The 21,013-nt window shown below is 69.6% G+C and carries 21 protein-coding genes and 1 pseudogene; 8 read left to right on the plus strand and 14 right to left on the minus strand.

Going from position 1 to position 21,013, the window contains the following annotated elements; genetic code table 11:
- Positions 1 to 6 precede the first annotated feature (6 nt).
- The 5 genes from BM339_RS26180 to BM339_RS26200 are packed head-to-tail and all read right to left on the minus strand — an operon-like array spanning position 7 to position 4,811.
- Positions 7 to 1,317, minus strand: a complete 1,311-nt coding sequence (locus BM339_RS26180) for a substrate-binding domain-containing protein (protein ID WP_075022526.1) — start codon at positions 1,315 to 1,317, stop codon at positions 7 to 9.
- Positions 1,275 to 2,243, minus strand: coding sequence for an ABC transporter permease (locus tag BM339_RS26185; RefSeq protein ID WP_075022527.1), 969 nt, complete (start codon positions 2,241 to 2,243; stop codon positions 1,275 to 1,277). The genes BM339_RS26180 and BM339_RS26185 overlap by 43 nt, the downstream gene beginning before the upstream one ends.
- Positions 2,240 to 3,499, minus strand: coding sequence for a M20 family metallopeptidase (locus BM339_RS26190; protein WP_075022528.1), 1,260 nt, complete (start codon positions 3,497 to 3,499; stop codon positions 2,240 to 2,242). The genes BM339_RS26185 and BM339_RS26190 overlap by 4 nt, the downstream gene beginning before the upstream one ends.
- Positions 3,496 to 3,990 (minus strand): pyridoxamine 5'-phosphate oxidase family protein, encoded by a 495-nt coding sequence (locus tag BM339_RS26195; RefSeq protein WP_075022529.1) that lies wholly within the window; start codon positions 3,988 to 3,990, stop codon positions 3,496 to 3,498. Before BM339_RS26195 ends, BM339_RS26190 begins: the two co-directional genes overlap by 4 nt.
- Positions 3,987 to 4,811 carry an IclR family transcriptional regulator gene (locus BM339_RS26200; RefSeq protein ID WP_177287782.1) on the minus strand — a complete coding sequence of 275 codons (825 nt, stop codon included), beginning with the start codon at positions 4,809 to 4,811 and terminating at the stop codon, positions 3,987 to 3,989. The genes BM339_RS26195 and BM339_RS26200 overlap by 4 nt, the downstream gene beginning before the upstream one ends.
- 76 nt (positions 4,812 to 4,887) lie before the next feature.
- Between BM339_RS26200 and BM339_RS26205 the strand changes: the two genes are divergently transcribed.
- Genes BM339_RS26205 through BM339_RS26215 form a run of 3 tightly spaced genes read left to right on the plus strand, consistent with a single transcriptional unit; the run spans position 4,888 to position 6,307 of the window.
- Entirely contained in the window at positions 4,888 to 5,400 is a 513-nt protein-coding gene (locus BM339_RS26205; RefSeq protein WP_021592250.1) for an NUDIX hydrolase, read from the plus strand.
- Between the two features lie 24 nt (positions 5,401 to 5,424).
- Positions 5,425 to 5,634 (plus strand): nitroreductase family protein, encoded by a 210-nt coding sequence (locus BM339_RS26210; RefSeq protein WP_075022531.1) that lies wholly within the window; start codon positions 5,425 to 5,427, stop codon positions 5,632 to 5,634.
- Positions 5,621 to 6,307 carry a haloacid dehalogenase type II gene (locus tag BM339_RS26215; RefSeq protein WP_075022532.1) on the plus strand — a complete coding sequence of 229 codons (687 nt, stop codon included), beginning with the start codon at positions 5,621 to 5,623 and terminating at the stop codon, positions 6,305 to 6,307. Before BM339_RS26210 ends, BM339_RS26215 begins: the two co-directional genes overlap by 14 nt.
- Here the strand turns inward: BM339_RS26215 and BM339_RS26220 are convergent.
- Positions 6,295 to 7,254, minus strand: coding sequence for a GlxA family transcriptional regulator (locus tag BM339_RS26220; RefSeq protein ID WP_075022533.1), 960 nt, complete (start codon positions 7,252 to 7,254; stop codon positions 6,295 to 6,297). The two genes, BM339_RS26215 and BM339_RS26220, sit on opposite strands and share 13 nt — an antisense overlap.
- 150 nt (positions 7,255 to 7,404) lie before the next feature.
- Between BM339_RS26220 and BM339_RS26225 the strand changes: the two genes are divergently transcribed.
- Entirely contained in the window at positions 7,405 to 8,052 is a 648-nt protein-coding gene (locus BM339_RS26225) for a dihydrofolate reductase family protein (protein WP_075022534.1), read from the plus strand.
- Positions 8,053 to 8,054: 2 nt separating this feature from the next.
- Positions 8,055 to 8,609, plus strand: coding sequence for a cysteine dioxygenase family protein (locus tag BM339_RS26230; protein WP_075022535.1), 555 nt, complete (start codon positions 8,055 to 8,057; stop codon positions 8,607 to 8,609).
- Positions 8,610 to 8,631: 22 nt separating this feature from the next.
- On the opposite strand, the gene BM339_RS26235 is transcribed toward BM339_RS26230, so the two are convergent.
- The 6 genes from BM339_RS26235 to BM339_RS26260 form a co-directional block, all read right to left on the minus strand.
- Positions 8,632 to 9,081: a S26 family signal peptidase gene (locus tag BM339_RS26235; RefSeq protein WP_075022536.1), complete on the minus strand. Its 450-nt coding sequence runs from the start codon at positions 9,079 to 9,081 to the stop codon at positions 8,632 to 8,634.
- Between the two features lie 115 nt (positions 9,082 to 9,196).
- A complete protein-coding gene (locus BM339_RS26240; RefSeq protein WP_021592243.1) occupies positions 9,197 to 9,418 on the minus strand; it encodes a hypothetical protein in 222 nt (73 codons plus the stop codon).
- A complete protein-coding gene (locus BM339_RS26245) occupies positions 9,390 to 11,363 on the minus strand; it encodes an ABC transporter ATP-binding protein (protein ID WP_256255461.1) in 1,974 nt (657 codons plus the stop codon). Before BM339_RS26245 ends, BM339_RS26240 begins: the two co-directional genes overlap by 29 nt.
- 1 nt (position 11,364) lies before the next feature.
- Entirely contained in the window at positions 11,365 to 11,919 is a 555-nt protein-coding gene (locus BM339_RS26250; RefSeq protein WP_143118598.1) for a hypothetical protein, read from the minus strand.
- Between the two features lie 367 nt (positions 11,920 to 12,286).
- The gene (locus BM339_RS26255) at positions 12,287 to 14,191 is read right to left on the minus strand and encodes a hypothetical protein (protein WP_143118599.1); all 1,905 of its coding nucleotides are present in this window, start codon (positions 14,189 to 14,191) and stop codon (positions 12,287 to 12,289) included.
- A 96-nt stretch (positions 14,192 to 14,287) separates the two neighbouring features.
- Positions 14,288 to 15,676 carry a DUF6351 family protein gene (locus BM339_RS26260; RefSeq protein WP_337959930.1) on the minus strand — a complete coding sequence of 463 codons (1,389 nt, stop codon included), beginning with the start codon at positions 15,674 to 15,676 and terminating at the stop codon, positions 14,288 to 14,290.
- A 708-nt stretch (positions 15,677 to 16,384) separates the two neighbouring features.
- Between BM339_RS26260 and BM339_RS26265 the strand changes: the two genes are divergently transcribed.
- The 3 genes from BM339_RS26265 (at position 16,385) to BM339_RS26275 (ending at position 19,649) form a co-directional block, all read left to right on the plus strand.
- Positions 16,385 to 17,428 (plus strand): L-type lectin family protein, encoded by a 1,044-nt coding sequence (locus BM339_RS26265; RefSeq protein ID WP_143118600.1) that lies wholly within the window; start codon positions 16,385 to 16,387, stop codon positions 17,426 to 17,428.
- 174 nt (positions 17,429 to 17,602) lie between these two features.
- Positions 17,603 to 18,136 carry a peptidase inhibitor family I36 protein gene (locus tag BM339_RS52515; RefSeq protein ID WP_337959931.1) on the plus strand — a complete coding sequence of 178 codons (534 nt, stop codon included), beginning with the start codon at positions 17,603 to 17,605 and terminating at the stop codon, positions 18,134 to 18,136.
- 535 nt (positions 18,137 to 18,671) lie between these two features.
- Positions 18,672 to 19,649: a helix-turn-helix domain-containing protein gene (locus BM339_RS26275; RefSeq protein WP_075022711.1), complete on the plus strand. Its 978-nt coding sequence runs from the start codon at positions 18,672 to 18,674 to the stop codon at positions 19,647 to 19,649.
- 122 nt (positions 19,650 to 19,771) lie between these two features.
- Here the strand turns inward: BM339_RS26275 and BM339_RS26280 are convergent.
- Positions 19,772 to 20,118, minus strand: a pseudogene (locus tag BM339_RS26280) (transposase); the annotation flags it as partial.
- Positions 20,119 to 20,386: 268 nt separating this feature from the next.
- Positions 20,387 to 20,953 carry a dihydrofolate reductase family protein gene (locus tag BM339_RS26285; RefSeq protein WP_218163758.1) on the minus strand — a complete coding sequence of 189 codons (567 nt, stop codon included), beginning with the start codon at positions 20,951 to 20,953 and terminating at the stop codon, positions 20,387 to 20,389.
- Positions 20,954 to 21,013: the final 60 nt, after the last annotated feature.

Genomic DNA, 21,013 nt, shown 5'->3' on the forward strand with positions numbered 1-21,013 from the left:
CTCCCTTCAGCAGAGCTTGAGCTTCTTGAGCAGGTCCGCCGGGAGGGCGGAGGGGACGGCGAGGTCGTCGCTGCACTCAGGGCGCACGTACCGCGCGATCTGCTCGTCGGTGAACACGGCGGCGTCCACGTTGACCTGGCTCGCGACCTTCTTGCCTGCGAGGACGTCCAGCGCCGTGTCGAGGCACTGGGCGCTCTGCTCGGGCGGGAAGGCGCTCAGCGCGAACGGCACGTTCTTGCCCTGGACGGCCTTGAGGAAGGCGTTCGTCACGTCACCGGTCAGCGGCGGCACGGGCTTGCCCGCCTGGCTGTACGCCTCGTACACGCCGAGGTCGGTGATGGCCGAGTCCGACCAGATCGCCTTCAGGTCGGGGTGGCGGGCGAGGAGCTGCGCCGCGACGGTCTTGGCCTTGGTGGCCGACCAGTCGGTGTTCTGCTTGGCGACGACCTGGATCCCCGGGTACTTGCTCGCGAAGATCTTCTCGGCCTGCTTCTTCGGCAGCTCGGCCGTCGGCACGCCCGCGATGCCGGACAGCATCGCGATCTTGCCCCGGCCGCCGATCCGCCGCGCGATCCACTCGGCCCACAGCGTGCCCTGCAGCTCGTAGTCGCGGGTGACGGTGCTGACCGCGCCGGACCCCGGGGCGAGCCGTCCCGAGCACACCACGACGGGGATGCCCTGGCTCGCGGCGGCCCGCACCTGCCCGGTGATCGCGTCCCCCATCGGCACCACCACGAGCGCGTCGGGACGCTGCGCGACGAGCTGCTGGACGTTGTCGACCTGCTTGTTCACGTCCCCGTTCGCGGACGCGTAGAGGACCTTCGCGCCGCGCTGCTTCGCGCGGTACTTGAACGCCTCCTCGTTGGTGGTGGCCCACGCGTTCGTCGGCCCCTGCGCGGCGAACGCGATCCGGTAGCCCTTCTTCGGACGGTCCTTGGCGAAGCGGCCGGTGTCGATCTGGCAGACCTGCGTCCCCGCGACCGGGGTCAGGCCCGGCAGGCCGATCGCCTCGCCGGCCTCGCGCCAGCTCTGCGCGTACTGCTGCCGGAACGCCTCGGCGACGGACCCGCCGCAGTCGGCGGCGGCGCCGAGGCCGGTGCCCGGCGACTCCCGCTCGGTGCTGCAGCCGGCCAGCACGAGCGCGCCCGCGGCGACCGCCGCCACGGCGGCCCTGGGGAGACGGAACGGCACGGGGGCGACCTCCTCGAAGCGGAGACGGAGGGTGCTGCGGCGGCGCGTGCCGGACGGTCCGGTCCGGCGGCGCCCCGGGGCGCTCATCGGGTGCCCGCCGGGGCCGGTCCGCGCTGGCGCAGCCACGTGGCCAGCAGGATCGCCGCGCCCTGGACGGCGAGCTGCCCGCCCGTCCCGGCGCCGAGCTGGATCATCCAGACGATCAGCACCGCGAGCAGCGCCACGCCGAGGACGGTGTGCCCGATGTGGCCCTTCCCGCCGCTCAGCGCGACGCCGCCGATGACGGCCGCGGCCAGCGAGTTGAGGTCCAGGCTGCGCGACAGCTGGGCGTCGACGTGCCCGGCGTAGCCCGCGCTGATCAGCCCGGCCAGGACCGCGAGCAGCGCGCTGGCGACGTAGCCGGCGGCGATGACCCGTCCGGTGCGGATGCCCGACAGCCGCGCGGCCCGCGGGTTCGCCCCGGTCGCGTACAGCCGCCGCCCGGCGCTCGTGCGGGCGAGCACGACGGCCGCGGCCGCGGCGATCGCGGCGAACACCCACAGCGGCGTCGGGACGCCGACGACGCGGCCCGACCCGAGCGTCTGCACCGCCCGCGGGATGTCGCCCGCCGCCGCGCCCCGCGTCCACGCCGTGATGCCGCCCTGGACGAGGACGAACACCGCGAACGTCGCGACGAACGGCGGGACGCCGCGCAGCACGACCAGGCCCGCGTTCACCGCGCCGATCGCGATCCCGGCCACCGCGGCGAGCAGGAGCGCGGCGGGCAGCTTCCCGCCGTCCCCGTCGGTCTGCGTCGCGACGATGACGGTGGTCAGCCCCATCACCGCGCCGACCGACAGGTCGATGCCGCGGCCGAGCAGGACGACCGTCTGGCCGACCGCGGTCACGCCGATCAGGCCCGCCTGGAACAGCACGAGGCGCAGGTTCGCCTCGGAATAGAAGCCGGGGGTCAGCAGGGCGGCGGCGACCAGCACCAGCGCCAGGCCGCTCAGCGGCATCAGCGTGCCGGCCGGGGCGAACCGCGCGGCCCGTCCGGCGGTCAGGGTCGTCATGGACCCTCTCCTCTCTCGCGTCCCCCGACGTGTACTTCCTCTCGGCCACTCGCGGCGCAGAAGGCGGCGGCGACGCCCGCGTACAGGTCGACCGCGCGGCGCAGCGCGCCGATCGAGACCCACTCGTCGGCGCCGTGCGCCCGGCGCAGCAGCCCCGGCCCGAACGCGGGCAGCACCGGAACGTTCCAGGCCGGTTGCAGGAATGCCGCGTCGGTCGTGCCGGGGAACATCGCGTCCGGCGGCGTCCGGCCGAGCACCGTCCGGCACGCGGCGCGCACCGCCTCCGGCAGCGGGCCGGACGGGTCCGACACCGTCCCGGGCAGGTAGCCCTGCTCGTCGAACTCGACCTCCAGGTTCGCGCCGGTGCGCGCCGCCACCTCGGCGACGAGCTCGGTGACCGGCACCCGGACGTCGTCGCGGCCCGTCCCGGGCAGGAGCCTCACCTCGGTGTCGACGCCAATCCGCCCCGGCAGCACGCCGAACCCGACGCCGCCCCGGAACGCCAGCGCGGTGTTCACGGTCGTCGTCCACCCCTGGATGCCGTACGGGTCCTCCGGGGACGGGATGGACAGCCCGGCCAGTGCCACCGCCGCGTGCGCCGCGTCCACCCCGGCGTTCCGGATGCCCTCCGTTCCGGACAGGCTGGAGTGGCCCTGCCGCCCGTACGCGACGGCCCGGAGCCGCGCGATGCCGCGGCTGCCGAGGTGGAGCGTGTCGTAGTCGTCCTCCAGACCGCCGGGCTCGCCGATGAGGACGGCGTCGGCGCCGAGGTCCCGGCCCTCCTCGGCGAGGTACTGGGCTCCGTGGTAGGCGCCGTCCTCCTCGTCGGCGGTGAACAGCAGCGACAGGCGCCCCGAGCGGAGCGCGCCGCCGCGCGCCAGGTTCCGCGCGGCGAGCACCATGGCGGCCAGCGCGCCCTTCATGTCCGCCGAGCCGAGCCCGTACAGGCGGTCGCCGGAGATCTCGGCGCCGAGCGGGTCCACCGACCAGGCCGCGTCGCCGATCGGCTTGGTGTCCATGTGGCCGCACAGGACGAGGTGCCGTCCGCCCGGACCGAAGTCGAGGGTGAAGAGCAGGTTGGGGCGGGTGCTGGAACGCTCCAGCACGGTCGGTGCGGGCAGTCCGGCGTCCACCGCCAGCTCCGTCAGCGCCCCGGCGACCGCACGCTCGTCCCCACCCGGGTTCGGGCTCGGGATCCGGATCAGCGCCCGCGCCATCTCCACGACGTCCCCGCCGGCATCGGGCCGGACGGTCACTTGTAGCGCTCCGCCCAGTCGTTGCCCTGCCAGGTCTTGAGGGCGACGGGCTCCAGGCGGAACAGCCAGCGCGGCTTGTCCAGCGTCGGCTCCAGGTAGCGGGGACCGTTCTCGCCCAGGTAGCGGACGCTCATCCGTTCGGCGATCGGCAGCCACTCCCCGTCCAGGCAGGGCTCCTCCACGAGGTGCGCCCGGCACTGCGCCACGACCTTGCGCTGCGTCCCCGCCTCGTCCACGGTGATCGCGCAGTGCCCGTCCTCCGCGAGGTAGCGGCCCCAGGCGGAGCGCTCCCGCGGGACGACCCAGAACGACGAGCCGTCCCACTCGTGCCAGCAGGGCACCACGTACGGCCAGCCGTTCTCGTCCAGGCAGGCGAGCCGGGCGATCTGGCCCTCGGCGAGGAAGGCCGCGACCTCGTCCGCGGCCAGCTTCCCGACGGCGCCGCGCCAGCCCTCGCCGGCGCCGGACGGCGCGGGGGCAGTCTCGCTCATGAGACCTCCTTGGTGTCGTGTCCTGCGGTTCGGTGGCCCAGCCGCGCGGACAGCTCCGCGACGGCCTCCAGGGCCAGCTCGGCGATGGCGGGCAGGTCCTCCCGCGGGAACCGGTAGGCCGGCGCCGACACCGACAGCGCCGCGACGGCCGTCCCGGTGTGGTCGAACACGGGGACGGCCACGCACCGGACGCCGTCCTCGTTCTCGATCTCGTCCACGGCGTAGCCGCGCCGCCGGGTGACCGCGAGTTCGGCGGCGAGCGCGTCCGCGTCGGTGATGGTGTTGGGCGTGCGCGCGGTCAGCGGCCCGTCCAGGACGGCGCGGACGGTGGCCTCGTCGGCGTGCGCGAGCAGCGCCTTCCCTATTCCGGTCGAGTAGAGCGGGTTCACGCTGCCGACGACCGCCGCGGGCCGCACCGCCTGCGGGCTGTCGCTCTTGGCGATGTACAGCACCTGCAGCCCCTGCCGGAGGCCGAGGTAGCAGGTCTCGCGCGTCCGCTCGGTGAGCCCGCGCATAAGGTCCTCGGCCCGCTCGCGGACGTCCAGCCGGTCGAGGAAGCGCTGCCCCCACACGGCCGCGCGCGGCCCGAGCTCGTACCGTCCGGCCGCGTCGGTGCGCAGCAGCTCGCTCCCGCAGAGCACGTCGAGCAGGCGGAGCACCGTCCCGCGCGGGACCCCGCTGGCCTCCACGAGGTCGGTCAGGCGCCGCGGCCCGGCCTCGGCGACGAGGTCGACGAGGGCCAGCCCCTTGACGAGCGCCTTGGCCGTGCCCGTCGCCTCCCGCACCACTTTGGACTCGACGTCCATTCCCGTTCTGGACATAGCGCCCATTCCTAGCAGGCCGCCTCTGACCTGGCAATAGCCGCCGGAGGGTGCGCGGGCTGGAAGGATGATCGGCATGGAGGATTCCGACGAGGTCTACCGCCGGCGTACCGCCCGCGTGCTGCTGGTGGACGACGCCGACCGCGTCCTGCTGTTCCGCTGGCCGAAGGTCGCCGGCCGGCCCGAGGCGGGCCACTGCTGGATCACTCCGGGCGGAGGCGTCGAGCAGGGCGAGACGCTGCGCGCGGCCGCGGCCCGCGAGCTGCGCGAGGAGACCGGCCTGGTCGTCACTCCCGACGACCTCGGGCCCCGGATCGCCCTCACCTCCGGCTACGCGGACCTCGGCTGGGCCGAGGGCCTGTTCCGGGACGACTTCTTCCTGCTCCGCACGGCCGCATACGACATCGACACCGCGGGGTTCACCCCGATCGAACGCGAGCACGTCGGCGCCCACCGCTGGTGGACGCTCAAGGAACTGGCGAGCGCGGAGGAAGAGTCGGTCTACCCGCTCAAGCTCGCGGACCTCCTCACCGACCTCCTCGCGGGCCGCGTGCCCACCGCCCCGATCCGCCTCCCCTGGCACCACTGACCCCCGCGGGGCCGCCAGCCGGACGTGAGCATCCTGCGCGACCAGTTGTCGATTCCCGACGGCCAGACCATCGTGGGCGGTGTCGCGCTCGGGTATGCCGACCCCGACCATGTGCTCAGCACCCAGCGCACGACCCGCGAGCCGGTGGAGGCGATCGTTGACGACGAAGCCCCCGGTCGCACGCGGTCCAAGACGCGGCACGTGACGAAAGGGAACCAAGTTGCCGAGCTCTGAAGCGCTCGCTTTCGACGTGTACGGAACCCTCGTCGACCCCATCGGGATCGCGAAGGACCTGGAGGAACGGCTGTCCTCCGCCGATGCGTCCAAGGCCGCCACAATCTGGCGGCAGAAACAACTCGACATCAGTTTCCGCCTCACCGCCATGGGACGGTACGAGGACTTCACCTGGTGCACGCGCAAAGCGCTGGACCACGCGCTCGCCGTCCTCGACATCGAATTGGAGGACAGCGACAAGGAAACGCTGATCGCGCGCTACAACGACCTCGAACCGTTCCCCGACGCGGCTCCGGCGCTGGAAGCCCTCCTCGAACAAGGGCACGTCCTGGCCGTCCTGTCCAACGGCGCGCCGGCGATGCTCGACGCGATCCTTGAATCCACCGGACTGCGACGGTACTTCGCCGAGGTCATCAGCGTCGACGAGGTACGGGCGTACAAACCGTCACCCCGCACCTACCGTCATGCGGCCGAACGCCTCGACCGGGCGCCATCGCGGGTGCGCCTGGTGTCGAGCAATCCGTTCGACATCATCGGCGCCGAGTCGGCCGGACTCCGCGCGGCCTGGGTCGACCGCTCAGGCGGCACGTTCGAACCGGACGGCAGCCCACCGGACATCGTGATCCGCTCCCTCGCCGACCTCCCCGCCGCGCTCGCCGATCACCGCGAGTGAGCCGAGCGGTAACGCGAGGGCGCGATCCCGTAGAGGTCGACGAACGCCTGGCGCAGCGTCTCGGCGGATCCGAATCCGCAGCGCCGCGCCACGCTCGTGAGCGGGTGCGTCGTCGTCGCCAGCAGGTGGGCGGCCGCCTCGGTGCGGGCCTGCCGCACGTACCGTCCCGGCGTGCGGCCGAGGTGCTCCAGGAACAGCCGGGTGAGGTGGCGCTGGCTGACCCCCGCCAGCGGAGCCAGGGCGGCGGTGCTCAGGTCGCCGTCGAGGTTGCTCGCGACGTGGTCGGTGATCCGCCGGACGAGGCTGTGCTCGGGCGGCGGCGCGGTCGCGACGAACATGCTCATCTGCGCCTGGTTGCCCGGTCGCTGCAGGTAGGTCACCACCAACCGCGCCACACCGCGGGCCAGATCCGGCCCGTGGTCCTCCTCGATGAACGCGAGCGTCAGGTCGAGCGCGCTGGTGACGCCGGCCGAGGTCGCGACGTCGCCGTCACGGATGTAGATCGGCTCGGGGTCGAAGGTGACCTTCGGATACGACTTGGCGATCTTGTCGACCCACATCCAGTGCGTGGCGGCGTGCCTGCCGTCGAGCAGGCCGGCCGCGGCCAGCACGGCGGAGCCGGTGCACACCGACGCGACCCGCCGGCTCTCCTTGGCCAGCCGGCGCACGTGCCCGACGAACCGCGGGTCGGCCGCGGCCTCCTGGTAGCCCAGCCCGCCCGACACGATCAGCGTGTCCAGCGGGCCCCTGAGCCGTTCGAGCGACTCCTGCCCGTGCAGCGTCATCCCGTCGGTGCAGGTGATCGGCCCGCCTCCCGGGGTGGCCAGGCGCACCCGGTAAGGCGGGTTCGCGCCCCAGTTCGCTTCGATCAGCGTCGATGTGACGCAGGCGATGTCCAGCAGCTGCGCCCGGTCGTATCCGACGACCACCATCAGCCGTTCGTCCACACGCAGACTCTACGTCGAAAGACGAGGATGCCAAGTTTCCGGACATCGTCCTTACATTTCGTTGCCGCAGGCGAACCGGCTCCCGAAAAGTGAAGGCATCGACTCCCTGCTGACTCCGGCGGGTATTCCGATCATCGAAGGAGCATTCCGATGTCCGAGCTACGCGTTCACAACCTCGCGATCTCGATCGATGGCTTCGCGACCGGCGAGGGGCAGGCCCCGGACGCTCCGTTCGGGCACGCTGGCGAGCGCCTGCACGAGTGGATGTTCGCCACCCGGTTCTGGTACGAGATGGGCGGCGGCCGGGGCGGCAGCGTCGGTGCCGACAACGCCTTCGCCGTGATGCACGGCCACGACATCGGCGCCGAGATCATGGGCGCCGGCAAGTTCGGCCCGCCGAACTGGCAGGACGACCCCGACTACAAGGGCGCCTGGGGCCCCAACCCGCCGTTCCACACGCCGGTCTTCGTCCTCACCCACCGGCCCCGTTCCTCCATCGAGATGGAAGGCGGCACCACCTTCCACTTCCTGAACGCCTCACCCGCCGAGGCCCTCAAAGTGGCCCAGGAGGCCGCGGATGGCAAGGACGTGCGCCTGGGCGGAGGGCCCTCGGTGGTCCGCGACTTCCTCACCGAGGGGCTGGTCGACCACATGCACGTGGTCCAGGTCCCGATCCTGCTCGGCCGGGGCGTCCGGCTCTGGGACGGCCTGGAGTCGCTGGAGGAGGCCTACGACATCGAGGCCGCCTCCACGCCAAGCGGCGTCATCCACCTGACCTTCACTGCCAAGGGCCGCTGACCATGGACACCTTCATCAAAGAGGTGGCGTCGTTGGTCGGCAGCATCGACGACGAATACGAGATCACGAAGCGGGTCGCGGCCCGATTGTCGGGCCTGTTGGCCGGCGACTACCGGCTTCCCCCGGAATTCACCCTGCCCTTGGACGATCACCACGCCAACTACCCGCTCTACATCGCCCCCGACGACAGCTGGTCAATGGTGTGCGTCGTCTGGAACGTAGGCCAACGCACACCCGTGCACGGGCACGAGACCTGGGGTGTCGCCGGAATCTACGCGGGCGCCGAACACGAACTCCGCTACGTCAAGCCCGCGGCGTCCGAGCCGAGCAAGGCTTTGACGCCGGCCGGTGAGCACGTCTGGGAACGCGGCCAGGTCACCGTGTGCTGCACGACCGACGACGACGTCCACGCCGTAACGGCCGTCGGTGACGAGCCCACCATCGGAATCCACGTCTACGGAGCCAACATCGGCACCCTAAACCGCCCGATGTACAACCCAGCCACCGGAGAAGTCCAATGGTTCGTCTCCGGCTGGGACACCCCGCCCGGTACCTAGACGGGCCAGTTCGGTGCGCTCATCACGACATCCGGCGATCCCGAAGAATTCGGGTGGCTGGTTGTGGCGCTTTTCGGAGTCTGGTCAGTACTACGCCTTGGACCAAGTCGTTTTGCAGGGGGCCGAAGTGCCGGGAGTCGTAGCTGTCCTCTGCGTCTCCGACGACGAAGACGTGGCCGGGAGGGACGGGGACGCCGCCTGGTGCGGTGTCGCCGGGGAGGGCCACGACGCGTTTCAGCACCAGGGACGGACCGTTGCGGGAGCCGGTCGGGTTCAGGGCCTCCGGCAGGCGGACGAGCACGACGACGTCCTTCGCCAGGGCGCGTGGCCCGCGGCGAGCGACCAGGACCCGGTCGCCGTGGTGGAACGTCGGGTGCATGCTGCCTCCCCGAACCGTGACGATGAGGAGGGTGATCCTGGCGGCGATGACGCAGCCGCTCGCCGCCGCCAGGATCACCAGTAGCACGGCCATCTGTCTCCGTTCGTTCCCACGGTCGCGGCGGCCGGCGAGGTCGGTCGGTCCGCATGCCTTTCAGATTTGTGTGCGGTGCGGGTCGTCGCCCGCGTCGGGGTGGCGGCTCAGTGCCTCAGCACTTGCCGTTGAACTGCGCATAACACCCGTCTGCGGGGTTGCTGCTTCTCGGGCAGGTCCGGAACCAGAAGGTGCTGTTGCCCACGAGGCAGCAGTTCCAGTCGCTGCAACGATCGGTGCAGCGGTTGACCTGGCACGTCTTGTAGGCCCAGGCGTCCGTCTCCGGGAGGATCAGCGACAGCGCCTTGTCAGCGAGCCGCTCGATGCCTTTGATCATGGCTTTCTTCCTTTCCGTCGAATGTGCCGAGCAATGCGGACCGACCGTTATCGTTCTCCGGGTTTGGGAATGTCGCGTCGCCGTAGCCTTCGGCCTGCAGGGCGAAAAGCCGGGCGTACAGGCCGTCCGCCCGGCAGAGGTGAGCATGGGTGCCCTGTTCCGCGATCCGGCCGTCCGCGAGGGCGACGATCAGGTCCGCCTCGCGCACCACGTTGAGCCGGTGCGAGACGAGCAGGGTCGTGCGCCCGGCGCGATGCTCGTCCAGCCGCCGGTGCATCCGGTGCTCGGCCTCGGCGTCCAGTCCGGCGCTGGGCTCGTCCAGGATGAGCAGGTCGTGGTCGTCCCGCAGCAGCGCGCGGGCGAGGGCGACCCGCTGCCACTGGCCGCCGGACAGCACGACGCCGGCCTCCGGATCATCGCCGTCCTCCGCCTGGAAGGCGCGGCTGAGCAGCGTGTCGTAACCGCGCGGCATCGCCTGGATCTGTTCATGGACGCCGGCGATGCGGGCCGCCCGCTCGATCCGGGGCCGCTCGCGGAGCGCGGGGGGATCACCGACTCCGATGTTCTCGGCGGCGGTGAGGTCGTAGGTCATGAAGTCCTGGAACAGCGCGCCGATCCGCCGGCGCAGTTCGGCCACCGGCACCTGGCGGATGTCGACGCCGTCCCAGAGGATCGCACCCCGGGTCGGGTCGTAGAACCGGCACAGCAGTTTGATGAGCGTGCTCTTTCCCGCGCCGTTCAATCCCACGAGCGCGACCGAGGCGCCCGCCGGAACGGTCAGGCTGACCCCGCGCAGAATCCACGGATGCGCGTCGTCATAGCGGAACCACACGTCCCGCAATTCGAGGCCCGAACGCAAGGGCGTCAACCGGGAACCGGCCGGCGGGTCGGGAAAGTCGTCCGGAGCACCGACGACCTCAAGGTGATGCCCCAACGACAGCAGCGCCTGGTGAGCGGCGCCGATGCCGCTGACCAGCGCGGCCAGCGCCGCCTGCACCCCCGCCACCGCGGCGGCGAACGCCGACACGTCACCCACGCTGAGCCGTCCGTGGGACGCGGCGCGCACCGCCCAGAGAAGCCCGGCTCCGGCGATGACGCCCCCGGCCAGAGCCAATACCGCCTGGACGAGTGCGGTCCGTTTGTCCAGCCGGCGCTCGCCGTCCTGGATCCTGGTCAATGTGCCCAGCAGGCGTTCCCGCAGAAAGGATTGCAGGCTGAAAAGACGCACTTCCTTCGCGGCGCGCACGTCCGTGATCAGCGACTTGTAGAACAGGTATCGCCGATTGGCAGGTGAGAGCACCATCATCATTCCCACCTGCTGCCTGGACAGCAGGATCTGGGCCATCAGCGCCGGGAACGCCGCGCCCACCAGGACCACCGCCATGACGGGACTGAGGACGTACAGGGTCACGAGCAGGCTCAGCAGCGTCAGGACGCTGCGTCCGACGTCGAACAACCCCGTCGTGGCAGGAGTGAGCGCGGAGCCGGTGGCCAGCGAGGCCATGCGCAGCCGGTCCAGGAACCGCGGGTCCTCGAACCGGGCCAGCCCGGAGAACGAGGAGACGGCACTGTAGAGGCGGTCCTGGACGTGCCGGTCCACCCGCCGCACCAGTTCGGTGTCCATGTAGGCCGACAGGTTCGGCACGACCGCGGTCACCAGGCCGATCGCCACCAGCGCCGCGGCCCACCACAGTGCCGACGCGGCCGGACGCCCGGACGCGACGGAGTCGAGAACGGCCTTGGTGGACCACGCGGTGCCGGCGGGCAGCAGGCCCGTGACGACGGTGACCGCCAGCAGGCCCAGATACATCCACGGGCCGGCGCGCAGGCACAGCACCGACGCGGCGGCGAGCCGTCCCAGACCGGCGGCAAGGCCCTTCCAGGGGACGGTGACCGGGCGCATCGCACGCCGAAGCCCGGGAGGCGCCCACCGCGCTCGGTTCACTTCAGCTCCGTGCCGAGCCGGCGGTGACCGTGGCGTCCGCATTGGCGATCGTGGGGTCCGCCCGGACGATCCGGCCTGAGACGTTCACCTCAAGGAACGTCGGGAACATCGTGACGTCCAGCAGCTCCGCCAGGGCCGCGGCGTCCGCCCCCGTGACGGCCATCGCCTCGCCCGGCAACAGGTCCAGCAGCTCTTCGGCGTCCTTTCCCGTCCCGGTGACCACCGCGAGCGCGGCGTCGGTCCCGAGGGCTCCGAAGGCCGGTGCCTGCTCGTGGCACGGGGCGCATCCGGCGCTGAAGAAGCCGATCGACCACGACCGCCCGACCATGGACCTCGAAGACAGCCCCACCTTTCCGGTGGTGGTCACAGAGAACTCGGGAAAGCGGCGGTTTTCAAACCGTTCCAGATAGCCCGTGTCCCCCAGCTTCTCGGCGAAAGAGAGCATGGCGAAACGGGTGGAGTGATCCCGCAGGCGGCGGAGCACCGCGAAGGTCATCAGCATGTCCAGAATGCAGAGAGTCCCGACCAGCAGGACTCCCGCTACGACGTAGGGCATCGTGAGGAACCTCACCATCTCGACCGAGCGGACGTTGACGTGCCGGCACCCCGGAACGGGTGGGAGCACCGCGAGCCTCGCCGCCGGGGACGATCAGAGGGGCGGGGCGGACATCGACCGGCGGCACCATTCGGCCCGCACGACGAAACCCCCTCACCACTCCGGATGCTCTTTGCTGACACGTGTCGAAGGGACGGATTCGTGACGTCAGGCGGGAATGCGCCTTCCGTTTTACGGAAGTGTCAGATCTGTTCCAATTGAGCGTGCTCTCGGGGGTGACATGAACGAGATCTAAGCATTGACCGGCTTCAGATCGGCTTCAGGACGGCTTCCCGATCCGTGCCTCGGAATACAAAAAACTCTTGCGTCATCCCCGGTCGGTTCGGGGCGATTCTCCGTCACGCCGGCTGCGGGGGAGCAGCCCCTCTCCGGCCTGCCGGGCGGCGCGGACGGACGCGTCCAGAGCCTCCTGGATCCGCCGCGCCTCCGACGTCATGGCCGCGACCTGTTCGTCGGCGAGGCGGTCGCGGACGGTGCGCGCCAGCAGCTCGCGATACTCGTCATCGCGGCCGGTCAGCTCCTGCACGGTCATCCACTCGGCATAGGCGGCATCGGCGACACGGGTGCGCTGGGCATAGGCCTCCAGTGCGACGACGCGCTCGGTCACCGAGGCCAGAGCGGTGTTCAGCGCCTGCTGCCGTTCTCGCAGCACCGCGGTGACCGAACCGGTCAGACGTTCGGGGTCGATCGCACGCTGGGCGGCGCGCAGCTCGGTGATGGTGCGCAGCGTCCGGGCGATCTCCCATTCCTGGTCGGGAAGCGCGACGGCGTTGCGGATGTCGTCCAGCAGCCCGGTGCCGTTCACCGTCGATCGCCGAACGACCGCCACGGCGGTCTGCGCACGCAGGAGCAGACTTCTGGACTGCTCGTCGAGGTCGTCGCCGCGCAGGTACCGCCCGTGCGCCTCGCGTGCGAGCCGCTGCGCCTTCGCCCGGCCGCCGCGGACCGTCCAGGCACGCCGGGGTTCCGGCGGCGAGGCCTCGGCGGGCTCCAGGACATCCGGGTGAGCGGCCAGATGCGCGCGTACGTCCGCGGGCAGCTCGGGATCGAACACCGGCTGCGGCATGGCCGGTTCCCGCCTCGCCGGAGGGCCGTGCCCCTCGCCTCCCTGATCATCATCCTTCCGCACATCGCCGTCCCGCCGGTACGCCTCCACGAGGTCGCCGGGCACGGCCTGGGCGAACTCCTCCTCACCCACCACCGCGCCGAACCACCTGCCTTCGGCGCGGACGGCCCCGTCCCGCAGCAGGCGGATCCGGCAACGCGCCGGTACCGAGCCGTGCAGGACGTCGAACCAGGGCGCCCCCGCGCTGCTCGGTGCCCGCGTGACGCGGGCCAGACCGACGCGCTGCTCCTGGGGGAGTCCCGGAACGCCGTAGGCGACGACGTGATCTCCCGGCCGCATATCCGCGAAACCAAGATCGATCAGCAGGTCTCCGTCCTCGCCCGACTCGGCGATGACCGGACGGTAGGTGAACGAGAAGGGCGTCTTGGAGACCTCAAGCCGTTCGCCCCGTGCGCTGTAGTGAATGCGCAGGGCTTCGGCGACCACCGTCCCGTCCCGGACGACGCGGGCGCGGGCGTGGCGGCGCAGCTCTCCCGACAGCGGCTCGGCCCGGGCGATGGTGAACCCGCTCCCGCGGATCACGTCCTTGATCTCCGCGGTGCCCAGTGCCTCCTCCCGCAGCGGATCGTGGCCGTACCCGGGGACGGAGAGCCGGTCGCCATCGACGCGGTCGCCGCGCGCAAGCCGGATGTACGTCTCGGCGACGTCGCCGGCGATGGCCTGTGCGCACCCCAGCGACAGCACGCACCCGACCTGGCCTTCCCCGCCCGCCTTGAGCCGGGTGACGAACTCCAGCTCCGGGTTCTCACACAGCAGCGCCGCCACGCGCAGGTCTTCGGCGATCACCCGGCTGTCGCGGATCAGACGCGCCCGAGCACCCACGACGAGGACTCCGTCCCGCACCACAGCGGTCACCATGCCGCTCATCCAGGCGTAGTCCCCGGTTATCTCCAAAGTGGCCAGCCGGACCTCTCCGTCGGTGTCCGCGACCGGAGCCATGCGGGCGCCGAGCGGCCCGCCGATGAACGGAAGCACCGCGTGCCGCCCATCGGCCTCGGCTCCCGAGGCCGCCCGAAGGGCCCGGGCGGCGAACCCTGCCGCGGTCCGCCGCCATCGCCGCGTCACATACTCGGCCCTTCGGTCCACGCGGACTCCGTCCAGATGCCGCCGTGCCATGAGGTCGCACCGCCTGCCGGCGGTCGGCTCCCCATGGTTCCACGAACGGCCGCGCGGGAGCCGGCGTCAGGGAGCGATGCCCACGCCGTCGATCCGGCTCCACGCACGCTCCTGCGCGGCGGTCATGGCCGGCCAGTGAAGGCCACCAGGCCGAGGACGGATCTGCGTGGCCAACGGGGCAGGACGGAAGTTCGCGTCGTAAAAGCACCCTCCGCCATAGACCGTGTCGAACGCTTTACACGAACGCGCGATCGAAACAGAAGTGGGCTTCTTGCCGGTACGTGCCCATGTGTCAAGCGCGGCAAGGGAGTTGGCGTACTCGGCATTGCTCAACGTGCTGTGCTCGGTCTCAGTCGTAAAGGTCTGGACGAGATTCTCGCCTCGTCCGGCCGCCCGGACGGTGGACCGGTAGGCCGCCTCATGCTCCACGAAGACCTGCGGGTCATTGATCGCGTGCAGGGTGAGGACGGGAAGAGGGATCCGACCGGTGAGGTCGCTGTCATAGGAGAGGTCGCGACGCGCGGTGGGATCGGCCGAGAACCGCGCCACACCAGCGTTGAGCGCCTTGTCGTCATGCGAGCCGTCGTACCTGACCCCACGGTTGCTGAACGGATTCCGGCCACCCAGCCGATTGGACACGATGTCCTGCACCAGGAAGGCCGCGTACAGCATGTTCGTGGCCAGCGACTCTTCCGGAATGCGGGTGACGGCAAGAATGTCGTCCAGATTGCGCTGCTGGCGCGAGGTCCTGTCCGCGGGCGCGGAATCGATGCCAGTGCACTCCTGAAGCCGTCCGTGCACCTCATCCGGCGTCAACGTCGAATCTGCGGGCAGCCCTTGCCACAACGGATATTGCGGCTCGCTAGGGCGGGGCAGGTTGCGGCAGTAGTACTGGTACACCATCCGCAGGTCCACGCGCGTGTCATAACCGCGGGAGCCCCCGGCCACGAACCCGTTGGTCAACAGTACCCCGTCATAAGCCCCGCGCTTCCCGTAAGTCTCGGCGACCTTCGCGGCAACATTGCCACCCCAAGACTGACCATGGAGATAGGTACGGCGAGGACGGCTGAAGTGCCCGACGAAGAGACGCCGCATGTTCTCCGTATCAGCAGCGGCCATCCTGACCCCATAACCGCCTCGCCGGTACGAGCTACCGGCCCAGGCGTACCCCTGCTCAACCATGACGGCCCAGCGTTCAAGGTCCTCAGCGGTGGTGGACTCGTCATAGGAGAAATCGGGCCCACCATGGGCGTGGACGACAAGGGAGCCATTCCAGCGCCTAGGAACGGCCACCGTGTAGTAAGCGCCGTTGCCGTCCCGACCCGCGTAGCACCTGGCCTTCCCCTCCAAGCCACCCGGGCAGGCCGCAGCAACAGGCTTCCCAACGCCGGCCGGAGAGGCAGGCGCGGCCCCAAGCGTCCCCACAAGCCCGACGAGCAGCACCCCCAGCGTCACCGAACGACGCCCCAGAAGGCGGGAACTGGCAACAGCAGTATTCAAGGAATCGCTCCTTCAGACGCTGGCTACTCTCACGTGCTTCAGCAGACACTGGCGAAGCCGCCAGGCCGAACCCCTGCACCCGGCGACGGCCGACACTCTCCACCGCACGGCCTGGCCCCACCTTGGCCAGCAACGAAACCCACAACAAGACCAAACCCGGCAACGTATGCTTTCCCTGACAGAAAACCACCCCGCCCGAGCGCATATGGCCGTGAATCCCGGCGGTCCCGGACACGACCCATGCTGGCCAGACGTACTGCTGGCTTGCCTCCGCTCCCATGCCGGCTCCAAGCCGCATGCAGGGCATGGGAGTTGTCGTGGCACCGCCGGAGCCGCTCACGCTGCGAGAGGGCTCCGCAGCTCGTCAGAGAACGGCGGCCGATCCCCGTTGTCCGGGACGGTTGCGGTGAGCAGGGCAAGATGCCTGTGTTACATCGAGCTAGCCAAATTCATTCATGGATGACTCGGTTATGACGAGACGTGGCCGATCGAAAAGATGATCCGCTTTCTCGTAATGATTTAACGGCAATACCGACATGATCGAGGAAAGCTGGCGCGCCGGCGTTGACCTCGTGTTCAGATGAATGCGCAGGATAGGACCTTTCGAACTCGCGGAAGGACGACATGAGGCATCGGGTGATTCGCGCCATGGCGGCGATAGGAATGGTCGCGGTGGTCGTGGCGGCCGGACGTTCTTCGGCGGCAGACCGGCGTCCTGGCTCGGTACTGGTCCACGAGGCGTTCACCGCGGCTGCCGCGGACGCCCGCTTCGTGGGATACGGTGCCGCATGCCTGACGGGTGCTCCGCGCGGTGGGAAGGTCGCGGAAGCCGCGAACCATCCGCTCGGCGGCTGTCACCCGGATCCGGCCGGCCCTGTCCCACCAACGGGTGCGGCGCCGCACGGCTATCTCCAACTCACCGATGCCCATGTCGAAGAGACCGGCGCCGTGCTCTTCGACTCACCGGTTCCGACGCAGGACGGTCTGGAGGTGACCTTCGAGCAGTGGCAGTACGGCAACACCACGCGGACGCCCGCCGACGGGATCTCCTTCTTCCTCACTGACGGCGCCCAACGGCTCACCACGCCGGGCGCGTTCGGTGGAAGCCTCGGTTACGCCCAGAAACTGCCGGACGCCAGGCCGGGCGCCCATTTCGTCCCCGGCGTCGCCGGCGGTTACCTCGGCATCGGACTCGACGTGCTAGGCGACTACTTCGGCGACGGAGAAAAGCGCGGAAATGGCTGCCGTCGGCGTTCCCCGGCCGGGACCTCGTTTCAGCCGCCTCCTCCCGGACCCAACATCGTGACCGCCCGCGGTCCAGGGAACGGCGTCAACGGATACTGCGTCCTCGCCGCCACGATGAGAAAGAAGACCTCCCCCGGGCCCTGGCGGTCGGCACTGCCGGGCCGACTCCACGGCGAGTTGGCGACCATGCCCGCCAACGTCACGCCGACGCGGGCCGAAGCCCTGCTCGAACCGGTCAAACGGATCATCCGCATCGCGATGGCCCGCAAGCCGGCCCCGATGGTGACGGTCGACATCGATTTTCAGGACGGATACGGCTTCCGCCAGGTCTTGCGCTTCCCCGCCCCCGAGCCCATCCCGAACACCGTCAGGTTCGGATTCGCCGCGTCCACAGGACCACTCACCGACGTGCACCTCATCCGCCAGGTCACCGTACGTTCCTGGGAGCCTCCGCAATCTTGAGGTTCGCCTCCCCCATTCCCATACAGTGCCCAGATACTAAAGACTTGTGCGCTCCGTAGTAATGACAGGCCCGGCCGCAGCCCGGCACCCTTAGCAAGAAGCTCACTCCAGGCAATCAACCGTGCTGCCCGGGGCGCAGTCCGCCTAGGAGAGATGGGGAGAACAGTCATGTCGATGCGGAATCTGGGAGCCGTGGCAGCTTTGGCTGCAGTAGCGTTGCTTGGTACGGCACCTGCGGAGGCCGGCGCACTCGCGAAACAGGAGACTCCATGGCGGAAAGCCCCTATCTTCGGGCCTTCCTGCCCTGCCTGGAACGTCTGTATCTGGACGGAACCTAACTATGGCAACCAAGGCGTGCGCTTCTCTGCCAGAACTACGGTTTACCCGTGTCAGGGCGTACGATTCGAGGGCACAGGCTTCCAGAACCAAATGTTGTCATTCAAGAACTACACTTCCGGTTACATCTCATTCTGGAACCGATACGCCGACGGGTCCTATAACTACGGGCGGCTCGGCACCTTCGCGCCGGGCCCGGGGAATGAGATCTACGACTTCACAAATGGTCGCCTGGCAGATGCATTCGTCTACGACCCCCGCGGCGACTGCAAGATCCTCACGCTCGACCATATCGCCGACGTAGGCGCGACGCGGTCAACAGTGGTCCTCAAGGTTGACTCTGGCGGTGGGACCGCCAGGGCGGTCGCCTAGCCTCAACCGTTCCGAGGTGTGTCGAGCCGTTTCGCCGCCCTACCTCTGTTCAGAGCCCGCGCCTGCTTGGTGCGCCGCGATGCTGGTCACCGGTCGGCCGTCCCGCCCCAGGCACACCTCAGCGGCGGGTGTCGCGGACAGAGTGCCTGGTCGGCGATCTTCCCGACGGCTCCGAGTTCACGCACGGCAGTGGTCTGGTCACGGGACCATGCGGCTGGCCCATCTACCGATTCCGCCACGCCGAACTCCACGATCACCGTGTAGCCCACCGCGTCCGGTGAAGACCTTCGAGTCCCTGGCCAACGCGGGCCGAGCCCCTATTGACCGCCGTCCGAGCAATGCGGGATCGGCTCCATCTTTTCTGTCAGACTTCCGCAGCGCCCACGGCCTCTCGACACCTGCGAGTTCCGTCAGTAGCGTGCGAACCGCTGGCAGGCCCGCTGAGATGAGCCCGGCCCGGTGGCTTGAGTTCGTGTCCTTTCCGGGCGATGATGATCGGGTCCTCGCGACGGCCGCGACAATACTGTGGTGGGTTATGGACGTGATCGACACCGCCGAGGTCCTGGTGGGGGAGCGTTTCGCCTTTTGGCGTGAGGTGCACTCGAAGCTTTGGGCGCCTTTTGACCTGCGCTGCGAACCGGCGTTGGAGAAAGGGTTTCGGGGTCAGGTCGATGTTTGCGCCTTCGACCCTGTGCAGGCGACGCTGATCACCACGATGCCGCACTCGATCCATCGTACGCCCAACCTCATTCGCCAATCAAATCCCGAGATATTCGCGCTGGGCTGCATCGTGCGTGGTGGCGTCATGGCAACGCAGGACGGCCACTGCGCAAATCTAGGGGTCGGGGACCTAAAGCTGTGGGACCCCTCACAGTCGTATGTGGGCGAGTTCGCCCCGGACGTACCGCTGAGCCAGGTGCTCCTCCTGCGATTCCCGCGATCCCTACTGCCGCTGTCGCCCCGCGACCTGCGGTGGCTGAGCACGGTTCGCATCCCGGGTGCTAAAGGTGTCGGGGCGCTGTCGTCACAGTTCATGCTCCAGCTCGCTCGGCACATGCACGAGCTCAGCCCAGCCGATGCCGCCCGGTTGTCCACTCTGACCTTGGATGTGCTGACCGTAGCGCTGGCAACCGCGCTGGACACTGAGACGGTCGCGCCGTCCCATACCAGGCGGCAAGCGCTGATGGCCCAAATCCACGCCTTCATCCGCGCGAACCTGGGCGACGCGGATCTGACCCCAGGCGCGATCGCCGCGGCGCATCACATCTCCCTGCGCTATCTGAACAAGCTGTTCCACGAAGAGGGGCACACCGTTGCCGGCTGGATCCGCCAGCGCCGTCTGGAACGATGCCGCTGCGACCTCGCCGAGCCCCATCTGGCCACCCGCCCGATCAACGAGATCGCGGCCCGGTGGGGGTTCACCAACCCTGCGCATTTCAGTCAGGCGTTCCGCAGCGCCTACGGCCTGTCACCGCGCGAGTTCCGTCAACAGTGCGCGGCGGACACAACCTGAAACCGTGCAGGAGACACTCGGTTTCCTCGATCACCCTCGCCTCCGCGCCCGGCCACAGCAGGCAGGCGCCAAGAGTCCTACCGCCCCGCGCAGCGGTTGGAGGGCGATGTAGTTCGTGAGGTTGCGGAACCGTGCAGGTGGTCGAGCCGGCCGTTGATCGCCTCGGCGGGGCCGTTGCTGATGCCGGGGTTCTTCGCTGGTAGATGCACCAGGTCGCCTCGACCTCGACATGCGCGTCGTCGGCGAACAGCGCGGTGGGCCGAGCGGTCTGCTTGTCGGTGAGCAGCCCGGCACCGGTGTGCAGGGTCCTGCGCGCGGAGTAGAGCGGGTCGTTCTTCCTGCCGCGGTGGCCGTGGATCGCCAACTGGACCCGGTGGCGGCACCGGTCCGACGCATCGCCGTCCAGGCGCACGATGTGGAAGGGATCCATGACCGCTGTCACGTCGGGGAGCTCTTCGGATGCCGAAGAGCCGGGCGGATGTCCTGGCGCCGCCGTGCGCTGCTACCGGTACACCGGTAGCAGCGCACGGTCACCGCGAGCGTCGTCGGCCCCCAGCCCAGCGGCGCGTGGGTAATCGGGGCAGGTCAGGGCAGGTGAAGGTGGCGTCAGACAAGTCGAGGTCCACCAATCTGGAAGACCTCGACGTCCATGGCGGGACGGCGATGCACAAACGCAGCCGGAGGCCCGACCTGGTGTCACCGTCGCAGTGGCTTCTTCGCCTACCCCCTCAGATCGGTCAACGGCGCACCCGATAGCGCAGGTGAAGCACCCGGTTGCCTTGGATCACCACGTCTGGATCCTCCAACAGGTGCTGCCCGCCGATGGAGCCGAAGTAGCGCTTGCCGGACCCGAACACGACGGGCGCAACGTCCATGCGCACCTCGTCGACCAGCCCGGCGGCAAGCATCTGCCCTCCGACGTCGCCGGCGGCGACCTCGACAGTGCGGTCACCCGCGAGCTCCCGCGCCTTGGCCGCGGCCGCCTTGATGCCGTCGACGAAGTGAAAGGGCGCCTGGGGGTCCCAGCCCTCGGGCGCCGGCCGGTGTGTCACGATGACCGCGTGGTCGACCCCGCTGGGAGGTGTCCCGTCCCAGCCGTCGGTGATGTCGAAGACGTGGCGGCCGGCGATGGTCACTGCGATCTCGTCCCAGTACGGCCGGGTGTGGTCGTAGGACGCCTGCGACACCTTCACGACGCCACTGTCGTCCAACGGCACGTCACCGCTGACCAGCCACTCGAAGATCGGGCCGGGATCGTCGTTCTCCGCCGCGATGAAACCATCCACCGAGACCGACGCGCTCATGACAACTTTTCCCATGGGTTCCTCCTCTGTTCGGAGGTCCGAGTCTTGTGCGGAGCGAGT

The sequence above is a fragment of the Actinomadura madurae genome, assembly GCF_900115095.1.
GTDB classification, from domain to species: Bacteria; Actinomycetota; Actinomycetes; order Streptosporangiales; family Streptosporangiaceae; genus Spirillospora; species Spirillospora madurae.

Coding starts and splice junctions, on each gene's coding strand:
- BM339_RS26185 (WP_075022527.1), bottom strand. CDS start 2,243: ATGACGACCCTGACCGCCGGACGGGCCGCGCGGTTCGCCCCGGCCGGC.
- BM339_RS26195 (WP_075022529.1), bottom strand. CDS start 3,990: ATGAGCGAGACTGCCCCCGCGCCGTCCGGCGCCGGCGAGGGCTGGCGC.
- BM339_RS26200 (WP_177287782.1), bottom strand. CDS start 4,811: ATGTCCAGAACGGGAATGGACGTCGAGTCCAAAGTGGTGCGGGAGGCG.
- BM339_RS26205 (WP_021592250.1), top strand. CDS start 4,888: ATGGAGGATTCCGACGAGGTCTACCGCCGGCGTACCGCCCGCGTGCTG.
- BM339_RS26225 (WP_075022534.1), top strand. CDS start 7,405: ATGTCCGAGCTACGCGTTCACAACCTCGCGATCTCGATCGATGGCTTC.
- BM339_RS26230 (WP_075022535.1), top strand. CDS start 8,055: ATGGACACCTTCATCAAAGAGGTGGCGTCGTTGGTCGGCAGCATCGAC.
- BM339_RS26235 (WP_075022536.1), bottom strand. CDS start 9,081: ATGGCCGTGCTACTGGTGATCCTGGCGGCGGCGAGCGGCTGCGTCATC.
- BM339_RS26240 (WP_021592243.1), bottom strand. CDS start 9,418: ATGATCAAAGGCATCGAGCGGCTCGCTGACAAGGCGCTGTCGCTGATC.
- BM339_RS26250 (WP_143118598.1), bottom strand. CDS start 11,919: ATGCCCTACGTCGTAGCGGGAGTCCTGCTGGTCGGGACTCTCTGCATT.
- BM339_RS26265 (WP_143118600.1), top strand. CDS start 16,385: ATGGTCGCGGTGGTCGTGGCGGCCGGACGTTCTTCGGCGGCAGACCGG.
- BM339_RS52515 (WP_337959931.1), top strand. CDS start 17,603: ATGCGGAATCTGGGAGCCGTGGCAGCTTTGGCTGCAGTAGCGTTGCTT.
- BM339_RS26275 (WP_075022711.1), top strand. CDS start 18,672: ATGGACGTGATCGACACCGCCGAGGTCCTGGTGGGGGAGCGTTTCGCC.
- BM339_RS26285 (WP_218163758.1), bottom strand. CDS start 20,953: ATGAGCGCGTCGGTCTCGGTGGATGGTTTCATCGCGGCGGAGAACGAC.